We start from the raw sequence: 15,899 nt of genomic DNA, 5'->3' as shown, positions 1-15,899 counted from the left end.
ATCTTATTGGGGATAGAGGCTCAAGCAAGACGCAGCGCTCTAGTTAAAGAGGCCACATGAAGGCACCCAGAATGACCCCATTGTTTGTTGGGCCAAAGAGCTGCCATCGACGGAAGAGTAGTTCTGGAAGTAAACATTACCCCAAGCATTGTTATTGTCGTAAGTACCGCTGAAGGCGATCCAACCCAAATTATCTTGGAAAGTCACATTGAATGTTCTCGCAGATTTATTCAATGTCCCTGCGTAAGCCGTCACGAATTGCACTTCGTAGGCTGGAATTTCTTTACCCGTTGCAGAGTCAACTTGCCCGACAAACGAATCTTTAATTTGTACCAAAACCTTAGACGCAGATTTATCGATCTTCCCTGAAGAATCAAAACGAAGATTCATCGTTAAGAAGACTCCATTGGCACTTTGCCCGGAAGCATCGATACTACCAAAGCTTGTTCCTGGCAGAGTCGTTGAAACGAAGATTTTAACTGCGCTTTCAAAAGCGGCTTGATTGCTTTGATTATAGATGCGGCCGACCGAAGATGCTCCCGTTGAGCAAGTGGAGCTTGTTGTGATTTCACCACCACGTTTAGCGACTCGCACGGAGGATTCACCCTTCTTTGCACAGGCCGCGAGTCCCATGGACAAAGCCATCACCGCACCTAGAGCTAGTTTAGTAAGGATTGAAGTTTTCATAAAAAGCCTCCTGATCACACTAGAGGCAAGGGTTGGACCAAGCGTGCCAGGGTTCTATTTGATTTGGAGCCAGATAAGCGTATCACAATGAGACAGACCCACAGCCACTGACAATTTCGGGAAGCAATTGACCATGTTTAGTTCAGCGGAATCTTATAGATCCAAATCTCGGGGAACTTCTTTGGGCGTATATTTAGCGACAGTGGAAACAAGAGTTTCTTTCTTGACGGGCTTAGAAAGAAAGTCAGTAAATCCCGACGCCAAAGCCAGTTCTGCTTCCTCCCGCATTGCATGAGCCGTTAAGGCGATCACAGGTGATTTATAACCGCGCTTTCTTAAAATCTTCACGGCCTCGTGACCATCCATAATAGGCATTTGAATATCCATTAGTATCAAATCAAATTCGCGCCCCTGAAGGGCCTTTTTTATCCCAGCCAAGCCGTCGGATTCCAACGTTATCAATGCCCCCTGATTTTCTAAGATGAGCTTGAGCAAGACTTGATTATCAGGAGAGTCCTCCACAAGTAAAACCGTAACACCATCCAGGCGCCCGGCTTTCGCATTAGGGGTGTGCTCGACAAAATTTTTGAATACCACGCCTTGCCTGTTCATGAGCTTGGCTTCCGCCGGAACCTTTACTTGAATAGAAGCTTCAAAAACAGAACCTTTCCCCAGGGCACTTTTAATTAAAACATAATCGCCACCCATAAGTTGGCAGAGTTTTTTTGTCAGGATCAAACCAAGTCCCGTCCCTCCAAATTTTCGCGTCGTGGACACATCGGCTTGAACGAACGCCTGGAAAAGTTGAGCGGCTTGCTCTTGACTGATTCCTCGGCCCGTATCCACCACTGCAAACCGCAGGAATGAATTTTCAAAACTGACTTTCAAGGTTACTGAGCCGTGGCTTGTAAACTTAACGGCATTCCCCACGGCGTTGGTTAAGATTTGTCGAAGCCTTGTGGGATCTGTTTCAATAAAGGTGGGCAGATCGGTTTCTGCTTTAATAACAAAACGAATTCCATTTTCTCTTGCTCTAAAACCGATCAGTGACGCAAAATCTGCCAAAAATTCTGTCAGCGGAAACTTCATCATTTCCAGACTGATGCGACCGGCCTCCACTTTAGCAAGGTCTAATATGTCATCAATGATCCGTAGCACCTGAGTTGAATTTCTTTCGATCACTCCCAAATAGGAGCGCACATCCTCTGCCTTTGCGGATTCTTCTTTCGCCAACTCTGAAAATCCCATGATCGCTCCCAGTGGAGTGCGAATTTCATGGGACATATTAGCGAGGAATGCGGATTTCGCGGCATTTGCCCTTTCTGCCTCCTCCGCAGCCAGACGTTTCTGAGTCACTTCCAGATCGCGTTCTAAAATCAATCCCGTCGTCTGAGTTGCTACGGATACATAGTCAATTTCTCGCTCCGTCGGCGCCCGAGGCTCCGACGCATACAGAGCCAATGTGCCTAATAACTTGCCATGGCTTGAAAGTATCGGAAAAGACCAGCAAGCTCTTAATCCAAATTTCAAAGCCTCGTTCTTATAGAGTCGCCAAGAAGGATGATGAGCAATATCCTGAACAATGACTGACTCTTTAAGGTAACCCGCCGTACCACAGGATCCTTGATCAGGGCCTATGGGGATTCCATTCACCATTTCGTTGTAAGCTGTTGGCAAATTCGGCGCCGAACCATGATGCAGATGTGTACCTTGTTCGTTCGCAATTAGAATCGAAGCAAACAGGTTTCCTCCTGTTTGAAACTCTAAAGTTTTCGTCAGGACATCAAGGACATTGGAAAGCGGCGCATTGGTCATCGCAAGTTCCAAAGCATGCCTTTGCAACGACAAGGTCTTTCGAACCCGAACTTCGTTGGTAACTTCGTTACCCAGAACCATGATCCCATCTATGACACCATTGAGATCTCTGCGAGCCGCATAAGTGATATTAAAATAGCGGACTTTGTCCTTTACGGTGACGGGCTCTTCAAAAAGTTTCAGGGTTTTACCCGTCCTGTAGACATCATAAACCCGGTCATTAATTTCCACGGCTTCTGGCTGAGCTTCTCGTAGTGAAAGTCCTGTGGTGTTGAATCCCACCACTTGGATATGCGAATCATTCACGAAATCAAAAATAAGATCCGGTCCTTTTAGGACACACAATATTTCAGGTGTTTGTTTAAAAAGGTGTTCGAGGTTTTTCCTTTCATGCTCGACCACGTTTTTTGCATTCTCTAACATTTTACGAGATTTAACCTGTTCTGTGACATCATTTATGATGGCGTGGATTCCATTAATCTGTCCTTTGCAGTCGCGAGATGCATAGTATCCGAAGTTCACATAGTGATCGGTGAACTCGCTGGAGTTTTCCGAACTCTGTCTGCGAAACAACATTTCTCGACCGATATAAGGAATGCCCGTGCGATAGACTTCATCTAATATTTGGAAGAACCCACCGGCCTCTTCCTCCGAAAAAGCTTCCCGCACTGACTTCCCCACTGGATTTCGGCCGACAAAATCAATGTAAGGTTGATTGGCGACTTTGAACACATGGTTGGGTCCACTCAAAATAACCATGGGCTCTGGAGCCTGCATAAAAAACTCACTTAGCATGGTTTGAGCGGCCTCGGCTTCACGACGTGCGGCGCGCTCCACAGCAATGACAGTGAGTCCTAAAAATTCTTCTACGGCGTTAATCAATCCAGCGTCATTGATTCTGTTAAACTGCTTAATAGCCTCGGCAGAAGGAGTTTCACCGTTTTCGTGGAGTAATAAAATCACTTCTCTTAAAAGGGAGTATTCTAAGGCAACTTCTCTGACTTGATAACCTAGCTGGACGCGAGTCGTGCCGTGTTCTCTGGCGGTTGCGACAAAGTCAGACATCTGATTGACGGAAGCAGAACTAATCAGGGCGTCTGCAACCTCAATCAAATATTTATCAAGAGAGTCAATGATCGTGGCATCATCAAAACGTCTCGATTGCACAAGCTGACTTCGCACGGACTGAAGCCAAGTCTGTTTGATATAACTTTTTTCTTTTAAGATAAGCTCGGCAAACTGTTTCGAGTTTAAATACATATGAATTACCACCAAGGAAAATTATCTTTCTTTTCCTTGGTATAGCAATTCATGTTGAAGCATTCAGACAGTAAACAATTTATTACATCATCAGAAAGTCCGAGAAGTGTTGCGAAGCACATCTCGGAGTCATTTTGTCTGCTTTAAAACTAATTCAGCGATGTCAAAGCTTGAAGAACTCTGACCTGTGCCACGATCCAGTTCGCCGAAGTCGCATCGATCAGACCTGCTTTTAATAGCTTGTCAGAAAGTGCAGATTGGTCAGCCTCTGACATCGTATCAATTACCAATGATGAGTCGATTTGCGCTAAGAACTCATTCACCGTTGCCGCGAGTGAAGCACGAACTTGCGCTCGTTTCATATCCATAGGGAATGACAGTCCTTGGGATGAAAGCAACGTTAATAATGAAATACGCTCTTTCGAGTTCAAGAATGGAATTGGCAATTGAGCCTTGATAGCCCCCGCCTCGCCGACTTGAACGTCGATCGTCTCTTTACTTGCTAACATTAAATCTAGCGCGATATTGCCAAGCATATCCGAATCAGCTTGTTTCACGATATCCATTGGCAAGATTTTGTTGATCACTTTCACGCGACCATCATCACCCTTCACCTGCCCTTGAATAATCGGAAGCAATTCACGAACCGCGGAGAAGATGATTTTCGCGTTATCAGCTTGGATGTCACTATAGAATTTTAAAATCTTAGCCTGTTGCTCTTCTGTTAACGAATACTCACGACCTGCCAAAGTTTTACCCTTAGCCATGACACCGCTATTCTTTAATGCTTGAACTTCTTTAACGAACCAGTCCATGTCGATTTGACCTTGCGCATTTCGTAACAGGCCGTTAAGCATTGCCGCGTATCCACCCACTTTATCAGAAACACCATCCATACCTTGAAGGTACTTAGCCGCATCCGCCAAATGAGCCAGACGCAAATCCGTCATGGCAGAATCCTGTCCCGTACGAGCTGCAAGGACGTTGCCGCTCTTCACCGCATCCAAGGATACCAAGGCGGGCATACCAGCTGCCGTATTACCGATAATTTCTGAAGTGTTAAACAGGGCCTTACCAACAAAGGAAAGATCAATCGCAGCTTTGCCCCATTTATAAGTGTCATTAATAACTGCGTCTAAGTTATTCACGACCTCTGGTTGATCACCCGGATACATACGACCGATAATAGAAGCAAAAAGAACTTTCACAAGGTTTGCTTTCTCGTCACGGCCATCTAGGTATTTTCTTAACAAAGGATTATTGCCGTTATCGAAACGCTCGCAGCCATAAATGGCCATACCTTGGCTGTTTGCAAGACCAATATCTTCATCAGTGCAATACTGAGAAATCTTAGAATCCAGAGCCTCGTCATTATCTGAGTACGCCCAGTCCATCGCCATTTTGTCGTAAGATAAAGCAGCGTGTTTGATGCGTGCTGAATTCAATACGTCGTCAATACCACTGACATAGTCCATGATGCTTGTTGATGTCTCGATACCTGGATGATTTGGATCTTTCAGGTATGTTTTGGCAGAGTCATAGATTTCTTTCGTCGTCGCTTTTGCAGAGAATGAACCCGCAAAGTTATGACGAAGTCCCATCGCATGACCCAACTCGTGGGCCACGGTTGATCGAACGGAATCTTGAGCTAAGCGAAGTCTTTGCGACGTCGAAGCCTCTTTCGTGATTTTTTGAAGCTCTTGAATTTTACCCGTGAAATCACACGCGATCGCGCCTGTTGCCACCGGAGAACCACCGTTCAATTGCACCAGCTCTCCAGAACCTACTTTCGTAAATACCGAAGGCAAGAACACTTGAGCGCGCAAAAGCTCGCCCGTCAAAGGATCAGACTGGCTGATCGCATACGCGGCCCCTGCATCCAACCACGTCACCCAACGGATCATAATAGAATGGTCCTTGGGAGTTGCTTGCGGATCCACCCCGGTTTCAACGACCACAGCTTCCTTACCGAATACCTTATTCCAGTAAAGAGCACCCTCTTTTACAGCTTGCACGTAATCTTCAGGAACTGCAGCAGAAACACGCACGGTGATTGGCTCGCGACCTTCAGAGAGATCCCATTTCGCAATGAGTTTAATGGCATCTTTACTCATAGATGCGCGCGCGACACGAGTGACAAAGAAACCGACTGAGCGGGATGCATCGTACTCTTTAGGTTTGAATTTAGATTCCAAACGGTAGGCTCTGATTTGGATATTCATATCCAAAGTTTCTTCACGAGTTTCCATACCGATTTTATTTTTAGCGGCAACTTCACCTTGCAGGCTTTGAATTTTAGAAATCTGATTCAGCTCGATGCTGTTGTTCGCAATTTTAATGTTGCGAGTGTAAGAATCCATAACCGGGATTGCAGGTACCGAACTTTCCGTTAACGGATCATTCATACCGGTCCCGTAATCCACGTCGTATGCATTTTGTGCAATCAATGATTTAAGGCCACGACCCCAATCAAAAGTGATCGTTTCTGTGTCCTCACCCACGATACGGAACGTTTGGATTAAGCTCTGTGTTTGCAGCTCTTCGTAAATGCTGTTGTAGTTTTGGCCAAGCATGGCCAAGCGGCTGCCAGACTTTTCAAAGCTTACAACCTGAGGCTTCAAATCATACCATTGCGGCGTTGAACCACCCGTTTTACCGGAGGAGATCAGCAAAAAAATCTTACCCAAAGATGATTTATTAATGGTTAAGCACGTGGCTTTTTCGCACTGAGCCGCGATTTCAGCAGATTGCGTCCCGGGAATTGAGAAGGAGTCCACGATCTGCTTCGGAGCCTGCTTTTTCTCTATGAGAGGATTCACGTCGAACCCGTTTGTACAACCGGTTACAACGAGAATTGAAAGCACTGCGCCGAAGAATAAAATGTTACGAGAAAAGGACATCGAGGGACCCCTCCATTTTTCAGGTGTCTTTATCTCAAAAAAAGGCCAAGATCAAAAGTCGGATTGGAAAAATGTAGTGATCGTCAACATTATGTACAGAGAGGCTTATGGCTCAAACTTCTGAGAAAACATTTTTTGGACACCCCCGCCCCCTGTTCACACTTTTCTTCACTGAAATGTGGGAACGTTTCTCGTTTTACGGGATGAGAGCGCTTCTAGTGCTCTATATGGCTCAATACCTTTTTATCGAGGCTGATAAGGGCAAAGATGTTTGGGGCTACGGAGCACTGAAAAGCGGGATCGAATACTTTTTTGGACCGGTTTCTGCTCAAGCACTGTCTTCCCATATTTACGGTTACTATATGGGGCTTGTATATTTTACGCCATTTTTCGGCGGAATCATTGCCGACAGATACTGGGGGAAGCGCCGTTCGGTGTATGTCGGTGGTATCTTGATGGCCATCGGCCATTTTTTGATGGCTATTGAAAGCATGTTCTTTTTGGCTTTGTTGTTCATCATTGCGGGTAATGGATTCTTCAAGCCGAATATTTCTACTCAGGTCGGTGATCTTTATGCTCCGGGTGACAAACGCCGTGATGGGGCCTTTACGTTATTCTATATGGGTATCAACTTGGGTGCCTTCTTCTCCCCGCTTGTGTGCGGAACATTAGGTCAGAAAGTCGGCTGGCACTGGGGCTTTGGAGCTGCAGGAATCGGGATGCTTGCAGGCTTAGTGATCTATCACTTTGGCGGCAAACACTTGCCTTCATCTGAACACAAGATGTCGATCAAAGAAGTGGAAGCAGAAGCTGCTAAGCCTTTATCCAAAAACGATTGGACACGCACTTGGGCTTTGACGTTCCTCTGTGCAGTCACGATCTTTTTCTGGGGAGTTTACGAACAGCAAGGTAACACTCTGCAGTTGTGGGCTGACCAGTCAACAGACTGGAATTTCTTTGGATGGGAAATGCCATCGACATGGTACCAATCATTCAATCCATTGATTATCTTTATGTTCGCGCCAATTTTGGACCGCGCATGGTTGTGGCAAGCACGTCGTGGCAAGGAAAACTCAACAGCTATGAAAATGGCCATTGGTTGTTTCTTGGGAACGGCGGCTTTGATCGTCATGTTCTTAGGTGCAAAATCCGTCGGTGACGGCAAAGGGTCGGCCCTGTGGTTGTTGGGCTCGACTTTCATGTTGACTATTGGTGAGCTTTACCTTTCACCAATTGGTCTTTCATTGGTTACAAAAGTTTCCCCTAAGAAAATTGTTTCTATGATGATGGGTGTTTGGTTTTTGGCCTCTTTCTTTGGAAACACGGTTTCTGGATGGATTGGAGCACTTTACGACAAGATGCCTAAGGAAGAATTCTTTCTGTTGCTGGCAGCCCTGGGTTTTGTTCCGGGAATCCTATTCTTCATCAGCAACAAGGTTCTGACTAAATCTTTGAACACGGAAGACGACGGGCCCGCACCGAAAACCTCGGGTAAATCAAGCTCCAGTATTGGCGCTCAAGCTGAAATAACTGTTTAACAAAAAAAGGGTGTGTTCTGCACCCTTTTTTTTCATATCTTATCTGCCAGATTACGCAACCAGGACACGACTTCTTTTTGATCTTTCAGTCGATACTGTGCAATCGTGACGCCGTCTCCGACCTTCACGGATAAACCAACGTCAGCCACAGCAGCAAACATATCCTCATCCGTTCTGTCATCGCCCACCGCCAAAATGTGGGTATCGCGGTATCGCTGTTGCAGCCAACGAACAAAGTTCCCCTTGTTACACTCGAGGGCTTTAGCCTCGACGATCATTTTACCCATGTTGATTGTGACCGGCTGATTTGACATTCCTAACTGCAGCTCTTCGTCCATCTTTTTACTGTGATAGGCAGCGAAATCCGGAGGCGACAATCTGAAATGCCATACCAAACTTGCATTTTTTCGCTCAACAAAAGACAGCGGAACTTTTTCCGCATAATCGCTCATGATTTTTTCCACGTGAGGATACCAGGAATTGATGTCGGATGAAATCCGCGTGTTCCAATCCCGCCCCGCAAGTTTCACAAAGGCCCCGTGCTCCGCCGATAGGTTTAGATTCAAACCCGCGAACTGAGCATCTAAAAACTCGCGATTGCGACCGCTTAAAATATATAAATCACATTTCTTAGCTAAAGCCGTCAGTACATCGCGCGTTTCTTGCGACAGCTGAGCTTGTTCAGGTCGCTTAGCGATCGGCACTAATGTGCCGTCATAATCAAGTAAGACTTGAAGTCGACGTTGAGTCAGAAATTGGGTGAAGTCGCTGCTCCATGATGGGGCCTCTGCCGATAAACTTTTCGGTTTATGGGCGGGAGTTAAAACAGTGGCCTCTAGGTCAGCTAAAAACCCCTTCGCCCATCTTGTCGAAGAATACTTGGACAAAATCTCTTGCAGATGCGACATGCGGTCATTTCGTTCTTCAAAACTCATATCAAAAGCTTTTTTAATCGCATCGGCGACAGAATCAACATCCCAAGGATTGATCAACAAGGCATCACTCAATAAAGAGGCTGCGCCTGCAAACTCGCTGAGGATCAAGGAACCCGGAGTTGCCAAATCCTGAGCCATGACGTACTCCATCGCAACCAAATTCATACCATCGCGTTTACTGGTCACTAAAATCGCATTCGAAGACCTATACAGGGCCAACAGTTCCGTTTCGCTGACAGAGTTATAAACATAATGAACGGGGTTGTACGAAGGTGTACCGAAAGCACCCGTGATACTACCGACCATGTGCTCGACCTCTCGGCGTATATTCATATAAGCAGGAACATCTTCACGAGTGGGAATAGCTATTTGGAGTAAAGAAATCTGCCCACGCAGCTCTGGGTATTTATCCAGAGCATGTTGAAAGCCTCGCAGTTTTAACTCAAGTCCCTTACTGTAATCCAACCGATCCACTCCCACGATCACAAAGGGATTTGATTGATTGCGACGGTATTCTTCGACCTTATTGCGAACTTGGTCAGATTCCGCTTTTTCTTTAAACTCATCGCTTTCAATGCTGATGGGATAGACACCCAATTGAGTGCGATGTCCTTCATGTTGTGCTTGGATAAAGTTTGCATCTACACCCATCACCATTTTCAAGGTCACTATGAACTGACGCAGGTAAGAGTGCTCGTGAAAGCCGATCAAATCGCAGGCTAAGACGCCATCAAGTAGTTCTTCGCGGACAGGAATTTGTCTGAATAACTCGGCGGCCGGAAAAGGAATGTGAAGAAAGAATCCAATTCTGACCCCGGGACACAACTCACGCAACATCTTAGGCAAAAGAAAGAAATGAAAATCATGAATCCAGACTGTATCACCCGCTTGCGCAATTTCGGCAATCTGTTGGGCCATCACTTGATTGGCCTCTCGGTAGCACTCCCAGCTTTTGCGATCAAAATTCGTCAAATGGCTTTCATAGTGGAACAAGGGCCACAAGATATCGTTCGCAAAGCCGTTATAGTATTTGTCGTAAACCTCTTTATCGAGGTAAACGGGATAACAATTGACGTTGCCTTCGGTCTTGCGAACCATATTGTGCATTAACAGAGCATTATTCTCGTCGGTTTCAAAGCCAAACCACGAGAAGCTTTCACTCTTACTCACTCCCATCAGAGCAGAAACCAATCCGCCACTGCCTCTTTTGAGTTCACCATTTTCGTTTATGCTGTACGGCAACCTATTGCTCACAAAGATCCGTTGGGGCATTCTTAACATCATTCCTCCGTTTCAAAGAAGAACATCACAGAAAGGTTGCGATGAGTTCTCATTCAGATTTAGTCAATCATCGATATCACCAAGGCCTGATCGGAAATTGTGCTTACTTAGCACTGGTAGATCAAAACACCAACATCAGCTGGATGTGTTGGCCTCGATTCGACTCTAGTTTTATTTTCGGTTCCTTGATTGATAAAGACCGAGGCGGAGAATTTTCTCTAAAGCCTCACTCTGCGGAATTCACATCCCAACAAAGTTATCTCAAGAACACCAATATTCTTCGCACTCGCATTGAGACGAAGGAGGGCGTCTATGAAGTGACTGATTTCGCGCCCAGATTCACACTGTTCGAAAGATATCATAAACCCCTTATGCTTTTCCGCAAAGTAAAAAAGATTTCAGGGAGACCGCGCATCGTCGCAAAATGCCACCCTCGTGGAAAATACGGAGAAACGGTTCCAGGGATCATGATGGGCAGTAATCACATCCGTTACGAAGGCCTGGAGCAACCTGTGCGCCTTACAACGAATGCATCGCTCACATACATTCTTGAAGAACAGCCATTTACTTTAGATCACGATATTTATTTTGTTTTATCATGGGGCATTCCTCTTGAGGGACCTCTTGAAACAACCTTTGAAGATTTCTTCACACGCACAGAATCTTATTGGCGTAAATGGATCGAGCATTGCCATCTGCCGCAAGTATTCCAGCAAGAAGTGATTCGCTCGGCCCTGGCATTGAAAATTCATCAATACGAAGACACGGGTGCTATCATCGCTTCTTGCACAACAAGCCTGCCAGAAATTCCTGGTGAAGGACGTAATTGGGATTATCGCTTTTGCTGGTTGCGCGACACTTATTACACTTTATCAGCGCTGAACTCCTTGGGTCATTTTGAGGAAATGGAAAAGTATGCGAGCTTCATCGAGAATATTGATCTTGAAAGCCTGGTAAGCCTACAACCCTGCTATCGGATTGATGGCTCTGCCGAACTGACGGAGGAAATTTTAAACCTTGACGGATACATGGGCAATAAACCTGTCCGTATCGGCAACCAAGCAGCCTTGCAGATTCAGCACGATGCCTATGGGCAAATCCTAATGGCTTTGTTTAAGCTGTATACCGACGAACGCGTGAATGCGAAATCAGGCATTCGTTCTCACCGCTTGGTTGAAAAGACGTTAACGTATTTAGAAAAATACATCACCACACCCGACAACGGCGTCTGGGAGTTCCGTGGCAAACAAGCTCAGCACTCTTATGCGATGATGTTCAACTGGGCTGGCGCTGCTGCTGCAAGATCTGTTGCACGAAAAATTGGTAACACCGGTCTTGAGGAAAGAGCCCAAGCGGCGATGAAGCAATCTGCCGAGTTGCTTGAGCAGACTTATTCGAAAAATAAGAAAGCCTACACTCAGGCGCTTAATACCGAGCATTTGGATGCGAGCATTCTGCAGCTGATTACAATTGGATATTTCCACGATAAGCCGCCGGCATTGGCTCATGATTTAATTGCTGCGATTGAAAAGGAATTAATGATCTCGCCAGGATTCTTGGTGCGCTATCGCCACGAAGATGATTTTGGCTTGCAAAGATCAGCTTTCTTGGTCTGCAGTTTCTGGTACATCGAAGCACTCGCAGCGACAGGACAGGAACAAAAAGCTGCCGAGCTTTTAAAACATGTAACAGGCACTGCTGCCAACCATGTGGGCTTGCTGGCTGAGGACTTTGATGTCGAAACCAACAGCCAATGGGGGAACTTTCCTCAGACCTACAGTCACGTGGGTGTGATTAACTGTGCTTTTGCCATCGACAAAGCGAACAAGAAACCTTCGTTTTTAGTTGAGTAGGTCTGACTTACCGACACCGCTGCTCGACGGGGATCGTTTGTAGTCCTTGAGCAGCGGTAAAGATCATTGTTTTGTCCTTATAGACAAGCTCCAAAACCTCCGCCAACTTTCCATCAAATGAGGTCTGTGTGAATTCAGCACGACCGTTAGAATCTGTGGTGGAGGTATTTATCTGCCCCCCGATTCTCCACCCAAAAGAAGAATTCTTAACCGGCTGTTGCAGGATATTTTCGCCGGCATCCTGGCATGTGATAGTGACCACATATCGATAAGACATCGACCGCGGCCGCGCACTAAAGATGCGATCCACGCTGACCGTGTGTTTTGATGTCTGCGCATAGGCGGGAACGGAATTAAATACCCACGGGAGCGCCAACGATAAGATCATAAGACGTTTCTTTTGCATTCCCTATAATAGGCCACTCAAGAAGCATTCCAAAGATGTATTCTTTCAAGTCAGGGAATCCATTCCCCTAGTAGCAAGCAAGGAGTATCAAGATTGTCGAAGAGCACAGTTATCCCCTGGCCATCGTATCGATTTTTTAGATTTCGCAATCCTGGATATTAACGATGACCACAGGAGACGCTCCATAGTGGTGCTTTTTATCCTTATAATAAATATCTAAATATGTCGGTGTCTCTGCGGTCTTAACAGTAATTGTGACCCTGCCGTCAGCGTCAGTATAGCTTTCGCCTTTTTTAATCCCGACTAAATCCCACTCGAACTTTTTATCTTTCATACCAACATGCTCGTTCTGCAAAAACTCGCACTGCAGTCGTACGCGGAATTGATAAAGGCGTTCTTTCTTAGATGGACTCATTACGCTGGCGAAGACTCGACTGGCGCTATCACTAGATGTGTCCTTTGATTGCGCGTAAGATTCGCCGTAAACGGCACACATGACTACAAAGCCAACCAGCCACTTCTTCATAGGTTTACGCAATCACATCGACAGGATGAAATGATTCCCAGCTTGTTACATCGATTCTTTTTCTTTGGCGGAAAATCAAATAGGCCATGATAGCGCCATAGCTGACTCCCGCAAAGAAAATACCGCAAACTATGCCGTAGACTGGCACTGAGGAATTTCTCCAGCTTAGAAAATACATGACCAGACCCCAGGGCAAGGCGAAATTAGCCCCGAGGTAAAAAACGATTCTTGAAGAGGAACTCAAGATCAGTGGCGCAGGCTCGCGCTCTAGCTTGATGCCAAGAAAGCTTGGGAACTGAGCATAGGCATGAGGAACTTCTTTGGTCTTCGCGTAAGAATTCCAAGCAACAACTTTTTCGGCGTATGTCATAGCCTCCCCCTTTTTCCCTCTGAAAATATTCACATATATCCTCGTTTATATCCAACAAAAACAAAAGCCGGAGTTTTCGCTCCGGCTTCGGTTTAGTAAGGATATTTTCCAAGCTTTCGCAATTCCAACGAAGCCCCTCAATTTCTTGATAGGACTCCTTTACGAAGGGCGATTACTTGTAGAATTTAGCGTTTGATTTGGCCATGTTCGACAGCGGTGTCGCTGGCTTCAAACGTTTTGCATTGCGTGTATTTGCGTACATCGCCAATTGATCAGCGATATATTGCGAGCCAATGCTGTCTGCGTACTTCAGCAAACCGCCACGGAATGGCGGGAAGCCCGTACCCATGATCATACCTAGATCGACTTCGTGTGGAAGCTCGACGATATGATCTTCGATCAAGGCAAGAGAGCACTCATTCACCATAGCGAATACTCCGCGCTCGATGCACTCTTTTGGTTGCAGAGGATTGCTTGGAGTACCCAAGCCCAACGCACCGTAAACCGTCTGATCGACGTCACCACGTTTGCCATCTGCTTGGTAAGTGTAGAAACCCTTACCATTCTTGCGACCCAAGCGGCCCGACTTCTCAAGAGCTTCCATACAAGGCGCCATTTCGATGCGCTCACCGAAAGCTTTTTTGAAGATTTTTAGAACTTTGATACAAACATCCAAACCAACTTCATCCATCAACTCGAATGGACCCATTGGCATACCGAAGTCTTTTACGTAGGCTTTGTCTACGACTTCAATGCTCATACCTTCTTGCATCAACCATGCTGCTTCGGCCATGTATGGCAAAAGGAGACGGTTCACAAGGAAACCCGGACCGTCTTTTACAACAACCGGCATTTTACCCATTTTCTTGGTTAGTTCAAAAATCGTCGCGATAGTTTCGTCCGAAGTTTTTTCCCCGCGAATAACCTCAACGAGTGGCATTTTATTTACCGGATTGAAGAAGTGCATCCCTGCGAAGTATTCAGGACGTGGATGACCTTTGGACATTTCTGTCACCGATAATGAAGATGTGTTCGTCGCAATGATAGCGTCAGGGCGCATTTGACCTGCACACTCGCCGATGACTTTTTGCTTGATACCCATGTCTTCAACAATCGCTTCAACAACAACATCCAGGTTTTTGAAACCAGAGTAATCTGTCGTCACCGATACGGCGTCGATTTTTTGTTGGAATTGATATTTATCGATGGATTTACGTTTGACCAACTTCATCCACAGGTCACTGGCATGTTTCAAACCTTTCGCCAATGCATCTGGATTCAAGTCTTTCATGCGAACTTGAACACCTTTGTCTGCAGCTACGTAAGCGATACCGCCACCCATAGTTCCTGCACCCAAGATACCCAGGCCTTTGACTTCTTTAGGTTTCACATTCACACCTGACACGCCCGTTTGCTTCTTAACCATTTCGGTTAGGTAGTAAACGTGGATCAAGTTTTTAGATTCAGGAGTCACACCTAAATCACAGAAGCCATCACGCTCAATGCGCATACCCGCATCGCGGTCACTCATTCCGTAAGTCTTCTGGATCACATCCAAAGCTTTCAACGGAGCTGGATAATGACCTTTCGTTGCCTTCATCACGCCTTCACGAGCCTTTTTGAAAACAACACCTTTTGCAGGGCCTTCCAAAACTTTGTTAACCAAACCTTGCGGTTGGAATTTTTTGCGACGTTTTTGAGCGCCACCCGCGATGATTTCTTTCGCCCATTTGATAGCTTGTTCATCCAAAAGATTTGGATGAACTACTTTATCTACCAAGCCGGATTTCAAAGCTTTTTTAGAATTCACTGCCTTACCAGCAAGGATGATATCCAATGCTGCTTGCAAACCAATGATACGAGGCATACGTTGAGTCCCACCGAAACCTGGCAAGATACCCAATTGAATTTCTGGAAGACCGATCTTTGTTGAAGAATCATCGGAAGCGATACGGTAATCACAAGACATGATAAACTCACAACCACCGCCCATACACGCGCCATTCACAGACGCGATTGTTGGCATTGGAAGATCTTCCACCATGTTCATGATTTCTTGGCCGGCTTTAACAGCAGCGTTGAACTGATCATGTGTCGTCATGCCTTTAATCTCTTCGATATCCGCGCCAGCGATAAAGATTTTAGGCTTCATAGATTTAAAGATCACCGCTTTGTAAGAAGACTTGCGCAGCTCTTCAACCACGTCTTTCAGTCTCATCATCACCGGTGTTGAGAATTTATTAACTTTTTCACCAACAAGGTCGAACTCAACAACTGCGATCTCACCTTGAGGATTAATTCTGATACTTTCTAGCATAGACATTTGTG

10 protein-coding genes are annotated in these 15,899 nt (G+C 45.8%); 2 read left to right on the top strand and 8 right to left on the bottom strand.

The window, feature by feature from the left end:
* Positions 1-39: 39 nt before the first annotated feature.
* The 3 genes from B9G69_RS13080 to B9G69_RS13070 form a co-directional block, all read right to left on the bottom strand.
* Positions 40-687 (bottom strand): hypothetical protein, encoded by a 648-nt coding sequence (locus B9G69_RS13080; protein WP_088617318.1) that lies wholly within the window; start codon positions 685-687, stop codon positions 40-42.
* Positions 688-840: 153 nt separating this feature from the next.
* On the bottom strand, positions 841-3,762 hold the full coding sequence (locus B9G69_RS13075) for a response regulator (protein ID WP_088617317.1): 2,922 nt from the start codon (positions 3,760-3,762) through the stop codon (positions 841-843).
* A gap of 149 nt (positions 3,763-3,911) precedes the next feature.
* On the bottom strand, positions 3,912-6,662 hold the full coding sequence (locus tag B9G69_RS13070) for a zinc-dependent metalloprotease (protein ID WP_088617316.1): 2,751 nt from the start codon (positions 6,660-6,662) through the stop codon (positions 3,912-3,914).
* 107 nt (positions 6,663-6,769) lie between these two features.
* On the opposite strand from B9G69_RS13070, the gene B9G69_RS13065 reads away from it, so the two are divergent.
* Positions 6,770-8,200, top strand: a complete 1,431-nt coding sequence (locus tag B9G69_RS13065; RefSeq protein WP_088617315.1) for a peptide MFS transporter — start codon at positions 6,770-6,772, stop codon at positions 8,198-8,200.
* A gap of 32 nt (positions 8,201-8,232) precedes the next feature.
* Here the strand turns inward: B9G69_RS13065 and B9G69_RS13060 are convergent, their stop codons facing one another.
* Complete coding sequence (locus tag B9G69_RS13060; protein WP_265438057.1) at positions 8,233-10,407, bottom strand: bifunctional alpha,alpha-trehalose-phosphate synthase (UDP-forming)/trehalose-phosphatase; 2,175 nt, start codon at positions 10,405-10,407, stop codon at positions 8,233-8,235.
* 50 nt (positions 10,408-10,457) lie between these two features.
* Here B9G69_RS13060 and B9G69_RS13055 point away from each other — a divergent pair, with 50 nt between their 5' ends.
* Positions 10,458-12,269, top strand: coding sequence for a glycoside hydrolase family 15 protein (locus B9G69_RS13055; RefSeq protein WP_088617313.1), 1,812 nt, complete (start codon positions 10,458-10,460; stop codon positions 12,267-12,269).
* A gap of 7 nt (positions 12,270-12,276) precedes the next feature.
* On the opposite strand, the gene B9G69_RS13050 is transcribed toward B9G69_RS13055, so the two are convergent.
* The 4 genes from B9G69_RS13050 to B9G69_RS13035 form a co-directional block, all read right to left on the bottom strand.
* The gene (locus B9G69_RS13050) at positions 12,277-12,675 is read right to left on the bottom strand and encodes a hypothetical protein (RefSeq protein WP_088617312.1); all 399 of its coding nucleotides are present in this window, start codon (positions 12,673-12,675) and stop codon (positions 12,277-12,279) included.
* 136 nt (positions 12,676-12,811) lie between these two features.
* The gene (locus B9G69_RS13045; protein WP_088617311.1) at positions 12,812-13,201 is read right to left on the bottom strand and encodes a hypothetical protein; all 390 of its coding nucleotides are present in this window, start codon (positions 13,199-13,201) and stop codon (positions 12,812-12,814) included.
* Positions 13,202-13,205: 4 nt separating this feature from the next.
* Positions 13,206-13,571, bottom strand: a complete 366-nt coding sequence (locus B9G69_RS13040) for a DUF6404 family protein (RefSeq protein WP_088617310.1) — start codon at positions 13,569-13,571, stop codon at positions 13,206-13,208.
* A gap of 172 nt (positions 13,572-13,743) precedes the next feature.
* The gene (locus B9G69_RS13035) at positions 13,744-15,894 is read right to left on the bottom strand and encodes a 3-hydroxyacyl-CoA dehydrogenase NAD-binding domain-containing protein (protein ID WP_088617309.1); all 2,151 of its coding nucleotides are present in this window, start codon (positions 15,892-15,894) and stop codon (positions 13,744-13,746) included.
* Positions 15,895-15,899 lie beyond the last annotated feature (5 nt).

The organism is Bdellovibrio sp. SKB1291214 (assembly GCF_002209355.2).
Classification (GTDB): domain Bacteria; phylum Bdellovibrionota; class Bdellovibrionia; order Bdellovibrionales; family Bdellovibrionaceae; genus Bdellovibrio.
The sequence above is the reverse complement of the archived record's forward strand: the minus strand, read 5'-3'. Positions and strand labels throughout refer to the sequence as shown.

Excerpts from the sequence above, each read along its gene's own strand:
- B9G69_RS13080 (WP_088617318.1), bottom strand. The coding sequence starts at position 687 with ATGAAAACTTCAATCCTTACTAAACTAGCTCTAGGTGCGGTGATGGCT.
- B9G69_RS13075 (WP_088617317.1), bottom strand. The coding sequence starts at position 3,762 with ATGTATTTAAACTCGAAACAGTTTGCCGAGCTTATCTTAAAAGAAAAA.
- B9G69_RS13070 (WP_088617316.1), bottom strand. The coding sequence starts at position 6,662 with ATGTCCTTTTCTCGTAACATTTTATTCTTCGGCGCAGTGCTTTCAATT.
- B9G69_RS13065 (WP_088617315.1), top strand. The coding sequence starts at position 6,770 with ATGGCTCAAACTTCTGAGAAAACATTTTTTGGACACCCCCGCCCCCTG.
- B9G69_RS13060 (WP_265438057.1), bottom strand. The coding sequence starts at position 10,407 with ATGCCCCAACGGATCTTTGTGAGCAATAGGTTGCCGTACAGCATAAAC.
- B9G69_RS13055 (WP_088617313.1), top strand. The coding sequence starts at position 10,458 with ATGAGTTCTCATTCAGATTTAGTCAATCATCGATATCACCAAGGCCTG.
- B9G69_RS13050 (WP_088617312.1), bottom strand. The coding sequence starts at position 12,675 with ATGCAAAAGAAACGTCTTATGATCTTATCGTTGGCGCTCCCGTGGGTA.
- B9G69_RS13045 (WP_088617311.1), bottom strand. The coding sequence starts at position 13,201 with ATGAAGAAGTGGCTGGTTGGCTTTGTAGTCATGTGTGCCGTTTACGGC.
- B9G69_RS13040 (WP_088617310.1), bottom strand. The coding sequence starts at position 13,571 with ATGACATACGCCGAAAAAGTTGTTGCTTGGAATTCTTACGCGAAGACC.
- B9G69_RS13035 (WP_088617309.1), bottom strand. The coding sequence starts at position 15,894 with ATGTCTATGCTAGAAAGTATCAGAATTAATCCTCAAGGTGAGATCGCA.